This window comes from Marinimicrobium agarilyticum DSM 16975, from assembly GCF_000423345.1.
Classification (GTDB): Bacteria; Pseudomonadota; Gammaproteobacteria; order Pseudomonadales; family Cellvibrionaceae; genus Marinimicrobium; species Marinimicrobium agarilyticum.
This window is the reverse complement of sequence record NZ_KE384008.1, coordinates 128,857-146,470: the sequence shown is the minus strand read 5'-3', so window position 1 is coordinate 146,470 and position 17,614 is coordinate 128,857. Positions and strand designations below refer to the sequence as shown.

At 55.5% G+C, this 17,614-nt stretch carries 16 protein-coding genes; 7 read left to right on the top strand and 9 right to left on the bottom strand.

All coding sequences use genetic code 11. The features are described 5' to 3' along the window. Positions 1 to 92: 92 nt before the first annotated feature. Positions 93 to 1,445: a tRNA lysidine(34) synthetase TilS gene (gene tilS, locus G547_RS21945; RefSeq protein ID WP_051235646.1), complete on the bottom strand. Its 1,353-nt coding sequence runs from the start codon at positions 1,443 to 1,445 to the stop codon at positions 93 to 95. Positions 1,446 to 1,999: 554 nt separating this feature from the next. Between tilS and G547_RS0116485 the strand changes: the two genes are divergently transcribed. The 3 genes from G547_RS0116485 to G547_RS0116470 all read left to right on the top strand — a co-directional run bounded on the left by G547_RS0116485 (position 2,000) and on the right by G547_RS0116470 (position 6,191). Then, positions 2,000 to 3,931, top strand: a complete 1,932-nt coding sequence (locus G547_RS0116485) for a S9 family peptidase (protein WP_027330779.1) — start codon at positions 2,000 to 2,002, stop codon at positions 3,929 to 3,931. Positions 3,932 to 3,933: 2 nt separating this feature from the next. Continuing rightward, positions 3,934 to 4,485 (top strand): transcription elongation factor GreB, encoded by a 552-nt coding sequence (greB, locus tag G547_RS21940; RefSeq protein WP_051235645.1) that lies wholly within the window; start codon positions 3,934 to 3,936, stop codon positions 4,483 to 4,485. A 740-nt stretch (positions 4,486 to 5,225) separates the two neighbouring features. Continuing rightward, positions 5,226 to 6,191, top strand: coding sequence for a zinc metalloprotease (locus G547_RS0116470; protein WP_027330777.1), 966 nt, complete (start codon positions 5,226 to 5,228; stop codon positions 6,189 to 6,191). 719 nt (positions 6,192 to 6,910) lie between these two features. Here G547_RS0116470 and G547_RS24095 read toward each other — a convergent pair. The 3 genes from G547_RS24095 to G547_RS0116455 all read right to left on the bottom strand — a co-directional run bounded on the left by G547_RS24095 (position 6,911) and on the right by G547_RS0116455 (position 8,014). Then, positions 6,911 to 7,048, bottom strand: a complete 138-nt coding sequence (locus G547_RS24095) for a glycerophosphodiester phosphodiesterase family protein (RefSeq protein ID WP_157209922.1) — start codon at positions 7,046 to 7,048, stop codon at positions 6,911 to 6,913. Positions 7,049 to 7,180: 132 nt separating this feature from the next. Then, positions 7,181 to 7,549, bottom strand: coding sequence for a glyoxalase superfamily protein (locus tag G547_RS0116460; RefSeq protein ID WP_027330775.1), 369 nt, complete (start codon positions 7,547 to 7,549; stop codon positions 7,181 to 7,183). A gap of 54 nt (positions 7,550 to 7,603) precedes the next feature. Continuing rightward, positions 7,604 to 8,014, bottom strand: a complete 411-nt coding sequence (locus G547_RS0116455; protein WP_027330774.1) for an NIPSNAP family protein — start codon at positions 8,012 to 8,014, stop codon at positions 7,604 to 7,606. A 283-nt stretch (positions 8,015 to 8,297) separates the two neighbouring features. Here G547_RS0116455 and G547_RS0116450 point away from each other — a divergent pair, with 283 nt between their 5' ends. Beyond that, positions 8,298 to 9,656, top strand: coding sequence for a TldD/PmbA family protein (locus G547_RS0116450; protein WP_027330773.1), 1,359 nt, complete (start codon positions 8,298 to 8,300; stop codon positions 9,654 to 9,656). After that, entirely contained in the window at positions 9,656 to 10,921 is a 1,266-nt protein-coding gene (locus G547_RS0116445; RefSeq protein WP_027330772.1) for a metallopeptidase TldD-related protein, read from the top strand. The genes G547_RS0116450 and G547_RS0116445 overlap by 1 nt, the downstream gene beginning before the upstream one ends. Before the next feature lie 70 nt (positions 10,922 to 10,991). Here the strand turns inward: G547_RS0116445 and G547_RS0116440 are convergent, their stop codons facing one another. The 5 genes from G547_RS0116440 to G547_RS0116420 form a co-directional block, all read right to left on the bottom strand. Next, positions 10,992 to 11,837 carry an alpha/beta fold hydrolase gene (locus G547_RS0116440; RefSeq protein ID WP_027330771.1) on the bottom strand — a complete coding sequence of 282 codons (846 nt, stop codon included), beginning with the start codon at positions 11,835 to 11,837 and terminating at the stop codon, positions 10,992 to 10,994. Further along, complete coding sequence (locus G547_RS0116435; RefSeq protein WP_027330770.1) at positions 11,834 to 12,256, bottom strand: MarR family winged helix-turn-helix transcriptional regulator; 423 nt, start codon at positions 12,254 to 12,256, stop codon at positions 11,834 to 11,836. Before G547_RS0116435 ends, G547_RS0116440 begins: the two co-directional genes overlap by 4 nt. 78 nt (positions 12,257 to 12,334) lie before the next feature. Next, the gene (locus tag G547_RS0116430; protein WP_157209921.1) at positions 12,335 to 13,267 is read right to left on the bottom strand and encodes a hypothetical protein; all 933 of its coding nucleotides are present in this window, start codon (positions 13,265 to 13,267) and stop codon (positions 12,335 to 12,337) included. A gap of 97 nt (positions 13,268 to 13,364) precedes the next feature. Further along, positions 13,365 to 14,150 (bottom strand): hypothetical protein, encoded by a 786-nt coding sequence (locus tag G547_RS0116425; protein WP_027330768.1) that lies wholly within the window; start codon positions 14,148 to 14,150, stop codon positions 13,365 to 13,367. 149 nt (positions 14,151 to 14,299) lie between these two features. Continuing rightward, entirely contained in the window at positions 14,300 to 15,601 is a 1,302-nt protein-coding gene (locus G547_RS0116420) for a hypothetical protein (protein WP_157209920.1), read from the bottom strand. A 598-nt stretch (positions 15,602 to 16,199) separates the two neighbouring features. On the opposite strand from G547_RS0116420, the gene G547_RS0116410 reads away from it, so the two are divergent. Continuing rightward, a complete protein-coding gene (locus G547_RS0116410; RefSeq protein WP_027330765.1) occupies positions 16,200 to 16,439 on the top strand; it encodes a helix-turn-helix domain-containing protein in 240 nt (79 codons plus the stop codon). A 415-nt stretch (positions 16,440 to 16,854) separates the two neighbouring features. Then, positions 16,855 to 17,614, top strand: a 760-nt coding sequence (locus G547_RS24090) for a hypothetical protein (protein ID WP_425411504.1), incomplete at its 3' end; no start/stop codon positions are given.

The following is a 17,614-nucleotide window of genomic DNA, read 5'->3' as shown; positions in this document are numbered from 1 at the left end:
AAGCGCAGCGGACAAACGCTAAACGGCTCAGGTATTTCTCTTCAGGACGGGGCACCAGAGTACCAGAAAGGCCTAATCGCCTCAATCAAAACTTACCCCTCAAGCCGCGCCGGGCCAGCCTCCGGGAACCAGCGCAGGCGGTAGCCGGGCTCGCCCGCAGCGGCCTGGAAACCCTCGCACACCCAGAGCGAAGGCACCGCCACCAGCGTCTCACCCACGTAAACCAGGGGAACGCGCTCCCGCCACCAGGGCGGCAGGTCGTACTCTTGCAGCAACTTCTTCAGGGTCTGGGAGTGGGCGCGCCCGACCGGCCGGCAGCGCTCCCCGCCCCGTCGCCAACGGAGCATCAGGGGCCCCACATGGGCACTCAAGCAAATATCTTCTGCACCGCCCCAGTCCACCTGAAGCGCCGCCCCGCCCGGCAAAGCCACCGGGGCGCCTTTACCCTCCAAAGACAGCGGCTCCTCGGACCACTCCCCACCGGCAAGAGCGGGAACCAGATAAAGGCCACCCCGAAACCGCCGAACCGTCCGGTTGCCCACGGACACAAGGGCGTGAGCATCCTCCCGCCCCTGTACCAACTGCCCCTCAATCTGCGCCAACGCCTCCCGCGTGGGCAATCCAGCGCCATTGTTCTCGCACCAGCACCGAAGCACCCACTGGCGCCGACCAGGCGAAAGCCCCCAAAGCCCGCTGAGTGACAGCACCGGCGAGGGTTCCGACACCGGCCCCGGAGCCGCAACCGTCAACCGCTCAAGATCTTCCCGAGCATACTCGCGTAGCAGCTGATCCGCCTCGCCACACAGCGCCGCACTGTTCCCCCACCGCTCGCCCAAGTCCGGCCAACGCCGGCGCAGCGGTGGCAGCACCTGGTGGCGCAGGTAATTCCGGTCAAAGTGCAGGTCCTCATTGCTTTCGTCGTCGATCCATTGCAATTGGTGCTCCCGGCCATAAGCCAGCAGAGTCTCCCGGGCTATGGGCAGCAGTGGCCGCCAGAGCTCGCCCTGCCCGAGCGGACGGGAAGCGGCCATGCCCGCAAGCCCTCGGGGGCCGGAGCCGCGCGCGAGGCGAAGCAGGAGGGTTTCCACCTGGTCATCGCTGTGGTGGGCGGTGAGGAGGATGTCGTTGCTTTGGAGCTGCTGTTCAAACACGCGATAGCGGGCCTGCCGGGCGGCGTCTTCGAGGCCTTTGCCGTCGGTCTGTACGTTGACCCGGACGGTGGTGAGTGGAACGTTCCATTGGGCGCAGGTGGTTTCGCAGTGTTGTTGCCACTGATCGGCGTTGGGGGAGAGGCCGTGATGGATATGAACCGCCCTCACCTGCCCTTTCGGCAATGCTTTCACCACGGCATGCAGTAACACGGTGGAGTCCAGCCCACCGCTCAACGCAACACAGTAATGTTTATCTCGCGGTAACTGCTTCAGTAGCTGAGAAATGACGCTCATTATCGGTTGGCTTCATCAGTCAATGTTCAGTGAAAGCATAGAGCCCGGCGAAGGAGGGAAATAGCCATTGGAGACCCGCCGTGAACCCATCCATGGGGGCTTCTCATCGGCATCCATGCCTCGGCTTTGGCTTCCTGCGTCGCCCTAACACCTACATCCATATAGGCGTCAGAGAGTCTCCAATGGCTATTTCCCTCCTTCGCCTCAGTGCCAAAATAAACGTTAGAGGGCACTTTTTCCCATTTGGAGGTTCTCTATCAGAGGTTCGACTGGCACTGAGGTGGGTGCGGTGTAGACTGGTTGAAAACTCTCTGAGGCATGGATGCCGATGAGAAGCCTACAGGGATGTATTCACGGCGGGTTTTCAACCAGTCTACACCGCACCCACCGGACTCAATGCCATATCAGCAGTCTTATTGACGCAATTCGTCAGACCCGTTGATTCAAGTCCAGTGATCGCTGACAATTGAAGCATTGTCACCGTTCGGTCATCGCTTGTCCATGACCGTTGGCCGGACGACAGAGCGCCAAACCAACAGACACAAAGGACCCCCATGGCTACCCCCTACGGCAGTTGGCAATCCCCCATCAAAGCCCACACCCTCACACAGGGAACCGTCCGCCTCAGCGAACCCCACATAGACGGCGACGACATCTACTGGCTCGAATCGCGCCCCAGCGAAAAAGGCCGCTCCGTCCTCGTCCAACTCGACGCCCAAGGCCTGCGCTCCGATCGCACCCCCGCTCCCCACAGCGTGCGCACCCGCGCCCACGAATACGGCGGCGGCAGCTATTGCGTGGAAGACGGCGTGGTGTACCTGGTGCTGGACAGCGACCAACGTATCTACCGCCTTGTGGGCGAGGATATGGAAGCCGTGACGCCCGAGGGGCCCTACCGCTACGCCGACCTGACCGTGGATACCGAGCGCCAGCGGCTGATCTGCGTGCGGGAGGACCACTCCGAGGAGGGCAAAGAGGAGCGCAGCGAGGTGGTGGCCATTTCGCTGCAAGGGTCAAACGAGGTCGACGTGCTGGCCAGCGGCGCGGACTTTTATTGCACGCCCCGTCTCAGCCCCCACGGGCAAGAGTTGAGCTACCTGTGCTGGAACCATCCGAACATGCCCTGGGACGGCACCGAGTGCCACCTGGCCGCGCTGGACGAAGCCGGCGCCGTCATTGACGACCGAGTGATCGCGGGCGGCGAAAAGGAATCCATTTTCCAGCCCCAGTGGTCGCCGGATGGCACATTGTATTTTGTCTCTGATCGCACCAACTGGTGGAACCTTTACCGTTGGAATGGCGAGGAGGCGGAGGAGCTCTGCCATCTGGACGCCGAGTTTGCCACGCCCCAGTGGGTGTTCGGCATGTCCACTTACGATTTTCTCGGGGCCAACACCCTGTTGTGCACCTATACCCAGGAAGGCCACTGGCAACTGGCCCGGTTGGACCTGACCCACGGTAGCCTCACCTCGATCGACACCGGGCTGACCGAAATCAACAGCGTGCGCTGTGGCGGCGGCAAAGGCCTGTTCCTGGGGGCCAACGCTCAGCACAGTCCATTTCTCTGGGCCTTCCGCCCGGAAGAAGCCGAAGCACTGATGCCCCTGGCCCGCTCGGCCCAGTCCGACCCGGACCCGCGCTACTTGTCCTCACCGGAAGCGACCACCTTTGAAACCACGGACGGGGAAACCGCCCACGGGTTTTACTATCCCCCTCACAACCCGGACTTCGAAGGCCCCGAACAGGAGCGTCCGCCGCTACTGGTGATGTGCCACGGCGGGCCCACCGGCGCGACCCAAACCGCGCTCAACCTGAAAATCCAGTTCTGGACCAGCCGCGGCTTCGCGGTTCTGGATGTGAACTACCGGGGCAGCACCGGTTACGGCCGCCGCTACCGGGACCGACTCAAGGGCAACTGGGGCGTGACCGATGTCATCGACGTCTGCAGCGGCGCCACCTACCTCGCAGACAAAGGCTGGGCCGACCCCCAGCGCTGCGCCATTCGCGGCAGCAGCGCCGGTGGCTACACCGTGCTGGCCGCCCTGACGTTCAGCGACACCTTCCAGGCCGGCGCCAGCCTCTACGGCATCGGCGATCTGGAAGCCCTGGCGAAAGACACCCACAAGTTCGAGTCCCGCTACCTGGACACCCTCGTGGGCCCCTACCCCGAGGCCCAAGCCACCTATCAGGAGCGCTCACCGATTCGCCACGTCGAACAACTGCAGTGCCCGGTCATCTTCCTGCAGGGTGAGGAAGACAAAATCGTACCGCCGAATCAGGCCGAGGCCATGGTGAACGCCCTGACGGAAAAAGGCATCGCCAATGCGATGGTGCTGTTCCCCGAAGAAGGCCACGGCTTCCGGCAGGGGCCGAACATTGAGCGCGCCCTGGAAGCCGAACTTTACTTCTACGGCCGGGTGTTCAACTTCACCCCGGCGGACCCGATTGAACCGCTGGAAATCGCCAACCTGCCGGAGGGACACTGACCATGGGCCGTTGGCGTCCGCCCCGCCCCAAAGGCTCCGCCTACATCACCCCAGCCGGCGCCCGCCGGCTGAAGGAAGAGCTGGTGCAGCTCTGGAAAGTCGAGCGCCCGCAAGTGACCAACGTGGTACACGAAGCCGCCAAGAACGGCGACCGCTCGGAAAACGGGGACTACATCTACGGCAAAAAACGCCTGCGGGAAATCGACAGCCGGGTTCGCTTTCTGACCAAGCGGTTGGAAGAAGTGACCATTGTCGATCGCCTGCCGGATGACCGAGGCAAAGTGTTTTTCGGAGCCTGGGTTACCGTGGAGAACGAGGAAGGCGACGAGACCACCTATCAGATTGTGGGGCCGGATGAGTTTGATGTCAGCCGCGGCCAACTGAGCGTCGACTCGCCACTGGCGCGGCAACTGCTTGGAAAGCGAATCGATGACGAAGTGGTTGTGCGCACGCCAGAGCATGGAGAGCAGGCGTATTGGGTGACGGAAATTGAATACCGACCCTATGACGACCCCTTGTTCCTTGGCGACATAGATGCACAAAGACCACATTAGCTGTCAACCCGAAGGAATTGTTAAGAGCTGCATTGCAAAGTCCAATCTGCGAATAGATGGAGACCTAGCATCTTGTCAGAAACGCAGAAGGAATCCCTCGATTCGCCAGACCGATGCTTTACATAAAGAGGTTCTATCATTCTCTTATCAACACCGACAAATACCAAGGACCGCTCACACAAGCGAGAAGGCAACAATCTTTCACGCCATGATTCGTGATGATCATCTATACCAAGAGGCTACAATTTTAAGACTGCGAGGGGAGGCCCGAGATCACAGCCGCTTGTTATTTCATTTGCATCTAATCAAACAACCAACCAGTTCGATTTTTTCTATCTAACTCTCCCTTCCTACTTTCGACCAGCCTTGACCCCACTATATCGCACGGCTTACACCATAAACCATGAGAGTCTTTCCTCCTTTCGAGACTGATACGCGCTTTTTTTCGGACAATAATGTCGCTTAACGCAACAAAATGTCTTCATCAGTTAAAGAAACAGAGGTTTGGTACGCCGCTACTCTCGAGCACCAAATTAGAAGTTCCGTTCCTAACCACCATCAGGTAAAGTGAATAAAGGATCGTACCCCAACTCAGCCACCGAGACCTAACAACTATGGTTGAGTGGTATTTCCGCGACATCCTTTTAGTGAAAGCTTGGTCGAACACTAAGCTGACGTTTGCAACAGATAGCGTGTAAAGGAAACTCGTCTTATCATCCATAAAAATCAGGAGAAAGCTCATGGGCAGAACCTGTCGTGAGGTACATGAATGGATTGAAGAAGAAGTTGAGAGGCCTATCGAAGAATGGGAAGATCGCCAAGAAGAGAGGTGCCGCGAGGAGCCATGTAACTGGTGGTTGCTTTGTCTGAACAAGCTTGTGTGTTGGTTAGTTTGGGTTACAGTAAAGGTGGTGCGATGGGTTGTAGTGACAGTGGGAAAATGGGTCGTGCGTACCGTCTGCACTGTAGTCAACTTTTTACTGGATCTCCTAGGCGCTATATGGGGACTGATTCTGTCAATCCCCATTCTCGGCGGGATAATCCGAACAGTCGTCAACTGGCTCCTAGAAATTTTCTGGAGAGCCGTTGGGATATTTGACTTCATACTGAGTCTCGCCGGAGTACGGCCACGAAAGAAAATGTATTTCAGCATTATTGTTCCTTCAAATGGCCGCACACCCTTAATGTCCGAGGCAGCGCTTCAACCATGGATAGAGACGGCAATCGAAGTTTTTGACAGAACCAGCAACATAGATCTCAGATTTACAGGTATCTGCAATACATCCGTCAGCCCTCCAGGGGGAGAGATTATCCTTGACTGTGGCGCCGGCGGGTTCTTTTCAGATTGGTGGGTTTTAGGTAGTTGGTTCGAGTTTGTTGCCAACCTCTGCAAATTTGAATCTAACTGGCGCAGACGTTCCGGTTATGGCGGGGAAATCATCGTTTTTGTTATCCATGGCTATTCTTCCAACTCTCTTGGCTGCTCCATGGGTTTCACACACGACTACGTCACAGTGCAACAAGCGCCAGGTCCGTTCAATGATACTGTTGCCCATGAAATTGCCCATGCCTGCGGATTGCTTCATCGCACTACCGATGGCGGAAACAACTTGATGGATAGCGGCCCGCGTACAACATCGCAGCCAGATTTAACAAACTGGCAGAGTTCTGTAGTGCGCTCTTCACGGCATTGCACGTACCTTTAAAAGGTCCAGAGGCATGCGAGATCACCTTACACTCAAAACGAGAGACGATCTCGCGTGCCTGCGAGTCAACCCAGCACGCTATAGGCGAATTGAAGTCGTTCTTCCGTGTCTTGACAGCATCGAACGAAATCAAGCCCAGCAGCGGCTAGAAAAGCTGTCAAGTGAATGTGGGTGTGGAGCCGGCGGTACAGCGGCATTTATTGCGCTGTTATTAACCATTCCCTTTACGATCTGGCAGAGCCAGGAAAGGTCCCACCCAACCCAACTGCTTTGGGTTGGTGGCGTTGCATTGGTTGTAATAATAGTTTCCTCATTGGGCACGAAATTAATGATACTTCGGCGATCCAGGTCAAAGCTACGACAGGAGATCGCGCGACTTGAAAACCTCTGTATGACTCGAGAGTCCGCAAAAACTTCTACTACCCTAAGCGAAGAGATCAACCTCTAGCGTATCGATAGACGCAGCGCCATCGTCATTCATTGGGTAGACTAGAGCGATTTCGCTGCCCACATCGCGCAAGCGTGGCGTTAGCAGGTTTGGCCAGCCCCAGAGCCAAGGCGCTATCTTGAGGGGCACCATGACAACCGTATTGTGGCAAGACTCCGGCATGTAGCCTGTCCAGCCAAGGGCCATATAGCGCTTGAGGCAGTCCTTCACGCTGGCACGGGAAAAGCCGAGCAGGCCATCTCCCAATAGCTCTGTAGCTCGCCACGCGGGCTCATCCCCGCCATATACACCCCATACCTTCGGTGCGGCAATCCAGCATCCAATCATGCATTACGGCGAAATAGCCGTCCGTAGCGGGGTGAACATCCAGCTCCACCACGCCTGCTCCAGCCGCGAAGGCGGCGCGCATGGAGGAATGATGTTTTCAATGTAAGGGGGCGTGGACGGGGCAAGTGTTTGAGCGGTGCAGGTTTCGTCACCAGCGAACGCAGGCATTCACAAAAAAGTGTCTGGACAAGAGCAGCTCAGCTGACGGGTGCTGTTAAGAGATGATTGCGCTAGTGAATACCAGCCGGTTGCCAAAGGGGTCGGAAATCGCCATATCCTTGCTGCCCCATGGCATTTCTTGTACTCCTGGCCTGGCGTATCCATAGTTTTTACCAAGCAGAAGTTTATGATACGGCTCAACATCATCGACTTGAATTCGAAGCGCCGCGCCGGGGCTACAGTCTCCATGGTGCTCCGATATATGAAGAACACAGCCATCCTTTGACACCTGCATATAGAGCGGCAGCCCCTCTTCAAACCTGTGCTCCCAATCCAGATTGAACTCTAGAAAATCAAGGTAGAATTCCTTGGCTTTAGCTTCATCAAAGCTTCTCAGTATTGGTGTTGTATTTCCAAATTTCACAGAAATTCCCTTTTGACTCACAGGATCATTACCGCATCAGCGATTCCGGGGGACTTACTGAATGGCAGAGTACTCTGTCGCGGTCATAAAAACGGAGTCAATGTGTTTGACGATAGCGCCGTCTTCTCTCGATTCCTTATGGACCTTCTGCCAATCTGGGTCCTCCCCAAAAGCCTGCCAGCTTTGAGCGGCGGCTTCGCGGCTTTTGTGCTCCAGAATATAAATGAGAGTGTTATCTGCCCGCTCCGGATCGCTGGGTACCCAGTAGCCGACACTATGCATTCCGTGTTTCTCGAAAAGCTCGATGGTGTGGTTCTCGAAACGCTCATGCAAGGCGGGGAGCCGACCCTCGTGAGTCGTATAAGTTCTCAGCTCAAAGACCTTGTCTGATTCCGCTTGAGTGGTCAGTGACAGAGAGAAAAGCAGGCAGGCCGAAAGCGCCTGAGCGACGGTTCTGATGTTCATTATTGTTAGTCCTCACGTTGTAATATCAATAAACACCGGGCGCTAGCTGAAAAGTCCCGGAAAGGCCAGTTCAAGCGGTCAAGCGCCCTATTGGACGTGCTCTAAAAGTCTTGGGGACAAAGTGTGCACGATTTTGGAGCCGCTGCCAACACACCCTATGATCAGGCGGTTATTTGAGCGGCAGAAGGCGACTACCGGGGCCGGCGCGGCCTCGCGGGGCGCTTTGTTTTACCCCCAGCGCTCTGCTAAGCTGCTTTCCACCCTCGAGCACAAGGAACTCCCCATGTCTTTTGCCCCTTTCACCCGTGCCGGTGAGTACAACGAATTCCGCGAGCACGAACTGCGCAAGCGCCAGATCGTATTGGTCGACGGTAACCTCATGGCCAATAACAGCTCCCACACCAGCGGTCAGTCCGCCCGCGCCTACCAGAACGGCTACTGGGGGTTCGCCTCCACGACCCAGCCCAGCGGTTCCGACAAGCTCGGCAACATCGCCCTGGCCAATGCCAAGGCCATGCAACTGTTTGGCGGCGAAAGTCGGCCCCTGCCCCAGGAGGGGTATCAGGGCGAGCACGGCACCGCCTGCAAGCCCAACTGGTCTTCACAGCAGTTAATCGAATGGCTGCAATCGGTCACGGACCTGGTCCGGCGTCGCTACGACAAGGTGGTCTCGGTCACCACAGTGGCGCTGGATGAGTATCACGACAAGTACATTCAGAACAGCGTGGGCGCGCGGGCCTACAACAACATCTCCCGTGCCATGGCCTACCTGAAACTGACCGTCACGGACAAGGACGGAAAACCGGTTGAACTGGGTCACGTCATCAGCAGCAAAGGCAGCTTCGGCAACCTGGACCTGTCGATGGCGTCCGTAGAATCCCAGCTCGACGGACTCTATGAGCACCTGCTGGCCAAGCGCGAGGCCGTGCACGCCAAAGGCGGCCTGCAGACCATCGTCCTGGCTTCCGACCTGGCCGGTATTCTGGCTCACGAAGCCATGGGCCACCCCTGCGAGGCCGACCTGGTGCTCGGCGGCGCCGTGACCGGTGACATGCGCGGCCAGCGGATCGCCAGCGACCTGGTGACCATGGTCGACTTTGCCCACAGCTACAACGGTGAAGAACTCCCCGTTCCCGTCTACGCCGATGACGAAGGCACACCCGCGCAGGACGTGACCCTGATTCAAGACGGCATACTCACAGACTTTATGCACAACCGGGAAACCGCCTCGCGCTTCGGCGACCAGGCCACCGGCAACGCCCGCGCCTACGCGCCCGACGATGAGCCGCTGATCCGCATGCGCAATACCGCCATTTTGCCCGGCACCAGCAAGCTCGACGACATGATTGCCGATGTTGAGGATGGCTACTACCTGATGAAAACCAGCAACGGCCAGGCCGATATGACCACCGAATTCATGTTCGGTGTGCCCCTCGGCTACGAGATCAAAAACGGAAAACTCGGGCGCGCCATCAAGGACACCACCCTGTCCGGCTCCGCCATCAAAATGTTGCAGTCGGTGGATGCGGTTTCCAGTGACATGCATTGGGAAAGTGCCGGCTACTGCGGCAAGAAACAGCCGATGGTGGTGTCGATGGGTGGCCCCGCCTTGCGGGCAAAAGCACAGTTGGGAGGTGAATAATGCTCACACAAGCGAAAACCATCCTGAGCGCGCTGACCCGCGCCGGATTTGATGATGCCCGGGTAACGATTACCGAGACCGACGCCAACGAGCTTAACATTGCCCACAACCATGTGAGCCTGATGCGCACGACCCAGAGCCAGTCCCTGGCAGTGTTGGTCATTCAGGACAGTCGGCGGGCCACGGCGTCGGTATCCAGCCTGGAAGACGCCGTCATAGAACAAATGATCGCCGACCTGAAACGGGACGTGGTCACCTCACCCCAGGACGAGGCCAATGCCGTCGCCCCGAACCAGATGGGCAGCTTTGAGAAAGGCCCGCAGTCGGTCGACCGGGACGCCATCGCGGCCAGCGCGAAAACCCTGCTGGAAACCCGCGCCGAACACTACCCGACCTTCCAGATCGAAGAATGCGCCATCAAGCATACTCTGGACAAAACCGCCCTGGTTACCACGCTCGATACCGAGCTGACCTCGTCCGTCGGCAGCTACAGCGTGGGGATGATGGGCTCCAGCAAGGACGAGCACGGCAGCAGCTCCTTTAATTTCACCGGTGGCGAACTGAATGCTTTACCCGAACGGTTGACGGACGTGCTGGAAATCGAGCAACTGATGGCCAACAGCGTGCAGGAAACCCGCACCGAGATGCTGGGCGATAAGTTTACCGGTGAGGTCGTACTGATGCCCATGGCCGTGATGGACCTGATCGGCTGGCTGATCCGTCAGCTCGGTGACGGCGCGCTCCTCAGTCAGACCTCCGTCTACCAGAAGGCGGTGGGCGATATGATTGCGGCACCCTGCCTGACATTACGCAATCACCCACAGGGTGTAGACCGAGTGCCCTTCGATGGGGCGGGATTTGTCGTCAAGCCCATCACTCTGGTCGACGCCGGCCGACTGACCTGTCAGCTGCCGAGCTACTACGCCAGCCGTAAACTCGGTATTCCCCACACAACGGCCGGCGATGGCTGGCGCATTGATGCCGGCGACACCAGCCGGGCCGACATGCAAGCCAGCGTCGAGCGCGGCGCCCTGGTCAGCCGCCTCTCCATGGGCAACCCGGCCCCGAACGGGGACTTTTCCGGGGTGATCAAAAACAGCTTTCTGCTGGAAAACGGCAAGCGCACCAAAGCCCTGTCGGAAACGATGATTACCGGCAATGTGGCTCAGATGCTGAAAGACATTCAGGCCATCAGCGCGGAAGTGTCGGATTTTGGGGGTTACCAGCTGCCCTGGCTGAAGATCAGTGGGTTGCGATTTTCCTGACTAAAAACTGTCGCCTTTCGGTATCACAGCAAGGACGCTGAGAGCCTATCGTTAGGCGTAAATTTAATGGCTATTTTCTACTACCTTTTAAAAAATTAAGAACAGCCTGGTTAAAGGTGGCTGGCTGATCCATAAGCGGTAGATGCCCGGCATTCGAAATTCGATAAAATCTTGCGTTGGGAAGAATACGAGCGGCCGCCTCGCCATACTCAATAGCAAAAAGTTGGTCGTCTTCCCCCCACAAAATCAACGATTCATTTTCTATCTGACGAAGAGAGTCCTCCGGCATCTTTGACACAGCAGCCCCTTTTCCCTGACGGAACGCATTTTTACCACCCTTGCTCTTCAAAACTTGGACGGAATAACGCGCGTGGTTGGGGTCTCTATTGTCAGGATCGAACAATATATAACGCGAATAAAATCTATTGGCCAGACTGGAAGGAATACTATTCAGCCAGAGCATCCCCAAAAAAGAAGCAAGAGAAGGCTGAGCACCAAGCGCTCCCGAATCTACCAGAATGAGCTTGTCGACCATTTTCGGGTTATCCAGCACAAACTGGAGGGCAATGGCTCCTCCCTGAGACAACCCAACAACATGGGCTTTGGCGATGCCCAATGCCGAAAGAAAGTCCTTTAGCCATTTGGCAAAATAAGCCCGATCATAGGAAGCATCAGGTTTATCCGATTCGCCATAACCCACTATGTCGGGAGCAACCACATGAAAGTGTTTTGACAGAGCGCCAATAGACGGATACCACGTTACTGCCCCCGCCCCGGCTCCGTGTAGACAGATCAAAACTGGGCCAGCGCCTGAGGACAAATAGGCCGTTTCAACCGATCCCGCCATCACATTGCTTTGAGTGACAGGCGCTTCAATTTTATCGATAAGAGCCTGCCGATAGTTTCTTATAGTCATCTTGCTACAGTTTTAAGCAGCTCTGAAAGTGAGCTTAGCCGTTTCTTGTCGAGGGGCTCGAACAACGCCACTGATGCATACTCGAAAGAAATGCTTGCCTCTTCAGTAATTTTCTTTCCAACCTCTGACAAACTGACCAGGCTGGATCTGGCGTCACGAGGGTTACTTTCCTTTTCAACAAGCCCTATTTTCTCCATTGGATTCAGAAGACGAGTAACGCCAGACGGGCTTAAACCTACCTGCTCGGCAAGATCGCTGCGTCGCATTCTCTGATTTTTTGCAATATATAGCTGATTTAGAACAAGATATTCCGATAGACCAATACCGTGCGTGGACAGAGCGGCGCCGATCCGTTTCTGAATTTTGCTTTGCATATTGATGATATTTATCACCAACCCAGCCTCTACACTTTTCGACACAGGCGCCTCTTTACGCAATACAGTAAGTGCGAACTATAGGCTCATTTATTTGCTAAGTCAAACACTACGCAAACATCATCACTCTAAAAACCGAAGGTGAGAGCCTAGAACCCGCTTTCTAACAGCCTCCGCTTGCTCGCGCTGCTCTTTATCCTTTTCTTGAACGACTTTGTCGACTTTTTCAAAAGGAATCGAAGGGTCATGGTTAAACTCTTGGCTCACGATATTTGTCAGCTCGTACACATTCTTAAGCTCCACATGATCGAACTCATAGGGAGGGAGTGACTCCGACAAGACTTCACCAGGGTGGTCTTTCTCCACTTGCGCCTTTTGGGCCGCCGCGTCCGATGAAAGCTCAATGGTGAAACTGTTCATCACCGCATCAATGACTTTTTGGAAGGCCTGTTTCAGGTTCGTCCGCTTTAGGGCAATGACCTGCACGAACTCCACTGTCAGCAGGTGCTCATCCGTAACCGGAATCTGCCAAAAGGAGGTATAGACCTCCTCGGCGTTGTACATCGCGGTCCAGCCAATCATCCCGTAATTGACCCACCGGGAACCATTGATATCGATTACCCGCCAATCAAGGCGGTTGGTACCGGGATACTGGGTCGACGAAGGAGACATATAAATATAGCGTTCTACGGCACACTCCAAGCTTTTAGGTCGAAACAGGCTGGAAAACGCCGGCATATGGCTCAAATAGACCTGAAATTCAATTCGCCCCAAGTAGCCGGTGCCGTCCAGAATCGGAAGCCCCGTGTATTCCCACCATTTAACGGCTAAAGCTCTAGTCGGAATCTCATCGGAATTACTTTTTTCAGACTGCCCAAACCGTTTCGGATCGTAAATATTCAGGTTGATAGCCAAGTCGCTCTGATCCGGAACCAGAGCATCATTGTGCCTCGGCGCTTCGAACTGAACTTTCGTACCCGACAAGTCAAGACGGTGGCTTTCAGGTCGAGACAGGCTCGGCCCTTTAGGGTTTTTACGTGTACCAATTAACCGCATAGTTACGCTTTAGCCACCGTTTTATGAACCGGGTTCGAACAGTTACCAGATTTACTAGCGTTCTCTTCGGAACGTAACTAACACACACCCACCAATGCTATTCAAAAAACCGGAGGTGGGACTGTAAAACCCTCTCTCGTATCGCCTTCAGCTCTTCCTCCTGCTTTTTCTCCTCCTTAGCCACTATTTCATCAAAATCGGCTTTAGGGATGCTCAAATCGTGATTGAGAGACTCACTGACTTTTTGAACCATCTCTAAACCAGTGAGAGCCTCCAAGTGGTCAAACTCGTAGGGAGGGAGCGACTTCGACAAGGTTTCACCGAGGTACTCCTTCTCCACTCGCGCCTTTTGGGCCGCCGCGTCCGATGAAAGCTCAATAGTAAAACTGTTCATCACCGCGTCAATGACCTTTTGGAAGACCTGCTTCAGGTTTGTTCGCTTTAGGGCAATGACTTGCACGAACTCCACTGTCAGCAGATGCTCATCCGTAATCGGAATCTGCCAAAAAGAGGTATAGACCTCCTCAGCGCTGTACATTGCGGTCCAGCCAATCATGCCGTAATTGACCCACCGGGAACCATTGATATCAGCAATCCGCCAATCAAGGCGGTTAGTACCTGGATACCGAGTTGAGGAGGGAGATGTATAAATGTAGCGCTCGACCGCACACTCCAAGTTCTTCGGTCTAAACAGACTAGAGAACTCTGGCATACGATTCAAAAAAATACGGAACCTGATCTGCCCCAAGTAACCCGTACCGTCCAAAATCGGAAGGCCCGTGTACTCCCACCATTTTACGGCCAGCTCCATTCGAGGAGGCTCAGCCGCGTTGTCCTCATAAAACCGACTGAAAAGAGCATCATCGTAGATATTCTTCTCCATCGACAACTCGGTCCGGTCAGGCACTTGGGAATCCCGATGCTCAGGAGCATCAAAACGGATTTTCGTCCCAGACAAGTTCAGCCTGTGACACTCAGACCGGGTTAAACTAGGCCCCTTCGGGTATCGGCGAGTACCAATCAACGGCATAATCAAGCTCTGGCCATCATTTTGTGAATCGGGTCCCAGACCAACTTCTTCATCTGTTTAACCCGGTGTTGAACAATCTTACCTTCGGAGTCCAGGATTTCTGAGTTACCACTGCGCCCTTGTCCAAGAGCATAAGGAAGAAGCGCCACGGCCCAACTGGCTGAAAACACGGCCCCGGTGGCCAAAGCAAGAGGCTTAAGAGCGGAATACCCACCATCTACGAAAGCAGCGACACCATTATTCGGATCGGCGCGACCCGCTACAACCGGCAGACTGGCAATGTTACCCGACAAAAGAGATTGTCTGGCATTATAGCCGTTAATTAGCGGCTTCTTAGAGGAAATCTTCATTCCCGTTTTCTGACGCCACTCATCCACTTTTTCCAGGTTGTGGGTAGCGTTAGCGTAATACACCGTGTAGTTTTCCAGCGACGCGCCCTCTCGGTGTACCTTTCTGAGTGCCTCCTTGAACAGAGCGTGGCCCGCCTCATGAACCGTCAGGTAAATACCATTTTCTTGTTTGGATGAAGCCACCAAGACGCCCGCCAACTTATGGGAGGCCTGAGTGGTGCCTACGCCGGAGCTGTCCGCCAACGCCCGCCAGTCACCACTGATAAGTCCGTGACAAGGGTTAAAGAATAGGTTGTAACTATTCTTTAACGATTCTCTTCCATGACCGTGCTCAATGAACTTCGGCATATAGTCCGCCGCATGAGCGATGTTCTTGCAATGACCGTTAATGGCGAGATGATCGCCATTAACCGACGCTTGCAAACTGACATTGTCACCACCCTTCCCTTCAGCCTCCCATGACTTCCCATCGGTTGAAGACTTTTTCACCTTGTAGACTCCGGCAGGGACACGACATTCGGTCTTATAATCCGCTTGAATCCGAATCTCGGTAATATACACACGACCGTGCCAGACACTGTACAAAATTTGACCACCTTCCAGAGGCAACATTCTCGACAGAACCGTTTTGGTGCTCAGGTAGCTACTCAGCGTCCCGACGCCCTTCAGGCTGGCGATCTGCTTGTAGATATAAAGGTGATTAAAATCGGTGTTTCGAGACGCCATAATTTCGTCATAGAAGCGGGCGGTACTCTTCTCGACGTAAATCTTTCGTCCGTACTGGTTGAGGGGGTCCTTCAACTCGACAAAGTTCTCGTTGAAGTACTGATCAAGGTTCGCTCGGCTATTCTGCAATGACGACAACATCACTGTTCCTCCTGTCGTTAAGCGGCTGGTGCCGCGTTCCTTCGGTTCCTGAAAATTGATTCGCTGCAATGGGTCGAGGAAAGGCATTAAGGCGGGCCAAGCTCCCTCTCACCAACAGCTCCGAAACGAGACTTTAGCTGGAAAAAAACCACAAGCCAATAGTCAACGGATTAGGTGCCCTTGTAGCGTGAACTTTGTCACATATAATGCTCTGCAAGTTGAGGGAGCGCCCGGTTTTTCGGTCAATGAGACCCAGAAATTGCGTTAGCCCCCTCTCTCACACGGCATCGCATTCTGTAATGAGCCCTTAGTTGCGCGCAGTAGTAACACCAATAGTGATGCTGAACCACCGCATGCGAACAGCCCCCAGCCAAGTCTTCAACTACCTGCGCTTCCCGGTCCAACTGGCGCTGCAATTCGTTCAACCCCACCAGAAGGTCCGCCTCCCTCACTCCCAGCCGCTTGAACCACAAATCAAATGCGGTAATGGGATAATTGGGGACTTGGCGGTACTGGCACACCCATAACTGTAAATCCGACTTCAAGGACATAAAACCTCCCTATTAGACGAAAAATCTCCTTAAATTCTCATATGCAGCCCTATAAGGGCTAATAATGCCCCAATCGGAGAGCGGTCGTCAACCCCGGATGATATCAATTGCCCAGCAAATAAACGGGGTAAGGTATGTTGGACAGAAAACAACTGGGGGAGCGCCTGAGAATCGCTCGGCAGCGCATGAATATGAGCCAGTTAGAGCTCTCCTTGGCACTGGAGGATCACGATATCAAACTCAACCAGACGGCCATCGGCAAGATCGAGCGCGGAGAGCGGAACATGTACGTTCACCAGCTTGTCGCTTTTGCCGATGTTTTGGATGTATCGGTGGTTTGGGTACTGGAAGGAGGTGATATTAGTATCCCCTAACCTTCCCGATCATTTTCCTTGGTCATCATCGTGCCGCAGCCAGCTTGTCCACGCGCGAGCGCGAACCAGCGCAACCTCATGTATGGCCGGCTGCGAATAACAGCGGCCCGGTTTAAACCAAACTGGACAAGCCCTGGACTACCTTTACGGCAACGAAAGATTGTGCAAACGACAGGCCGATAGTTTCTGAACTGCCTGTGCGGCAGGTAACGTAGCCCTCCGGCACCGCTGCGGGGGCGGGTGTTTCTGAGCTGCCTGTGCAGCAGCAAACCCGAGAACGCGTGGGACCAGCACTTTGACTATTTCTAAACTACCTGCGCAGCAACGAACTTGGAGGGGGGCGCCTATTATGCGCTGCGCGCATTTTCTGAACTGCCTACTCGGCAGTGAACGGAGAGGCCTTGGTTGGCCTTGCTTGTTCTCGTTTATGAGCTGCCTGTGCAACAGCGAGCCGTGCCGCCGCCACATTCGGGGCAACCCTGGATTTCTGAGCTGCCCACGCGGCAGCGAACGGAAAGACGCCTGCGCACGGCTGGGGCTGAATTTTCTGAGCTGCCTGCGCGGCAGCGAACGTAGCCTTACCTCTTGCCAGCGCCTGATTGATTTTCTGAGCTGCCTGCGCGGCAGCGAACGATGCTGCGCGACGACATGCTCTTCCGTGCGCTTTCTGAGCTGCCTGCGCGGCAGCGAACGGTTTGTCACCGCCACCACGAGACGCCCGCAATTTCTGAGCTGCCTGCGCGGCAGCGAACGCAGAATAGCGTCATGCTGCGGCCCGCCCACTTTTCTGAGCTGCCTGCGCGGCAGCGAACCGGTCCCGGGAGTCGCGCATCATGTCGCGGCGTTTCTGAGCTGCCTGCGCGGCAGCGAACTTTATACTCAATACTGGGGAGGCTCCGGTCAATTTCTGAGCTGCCTGCGCGGCAGCGAACCTGCTGAGCCGTCCTCGCCGCCATCCCCAATTTTTCTGAGCTGCCTGCGCGGCAGCGAACCTTGTCGCGGCGGGATTTGCGCCCCGCCTCTTTTTCTGAGCTGCCTGCGCGGCAGCGAACACGTTATTGACCATCCGCGCGTACCTCTCCCGTTTCTGAGCTGCCTGCGCGGCAGCGAACCCGGCCATGGTAATAACCAAGACGGCCATGATTTTCTGAGCTGCCTGCGCGGCAGCGAACGGG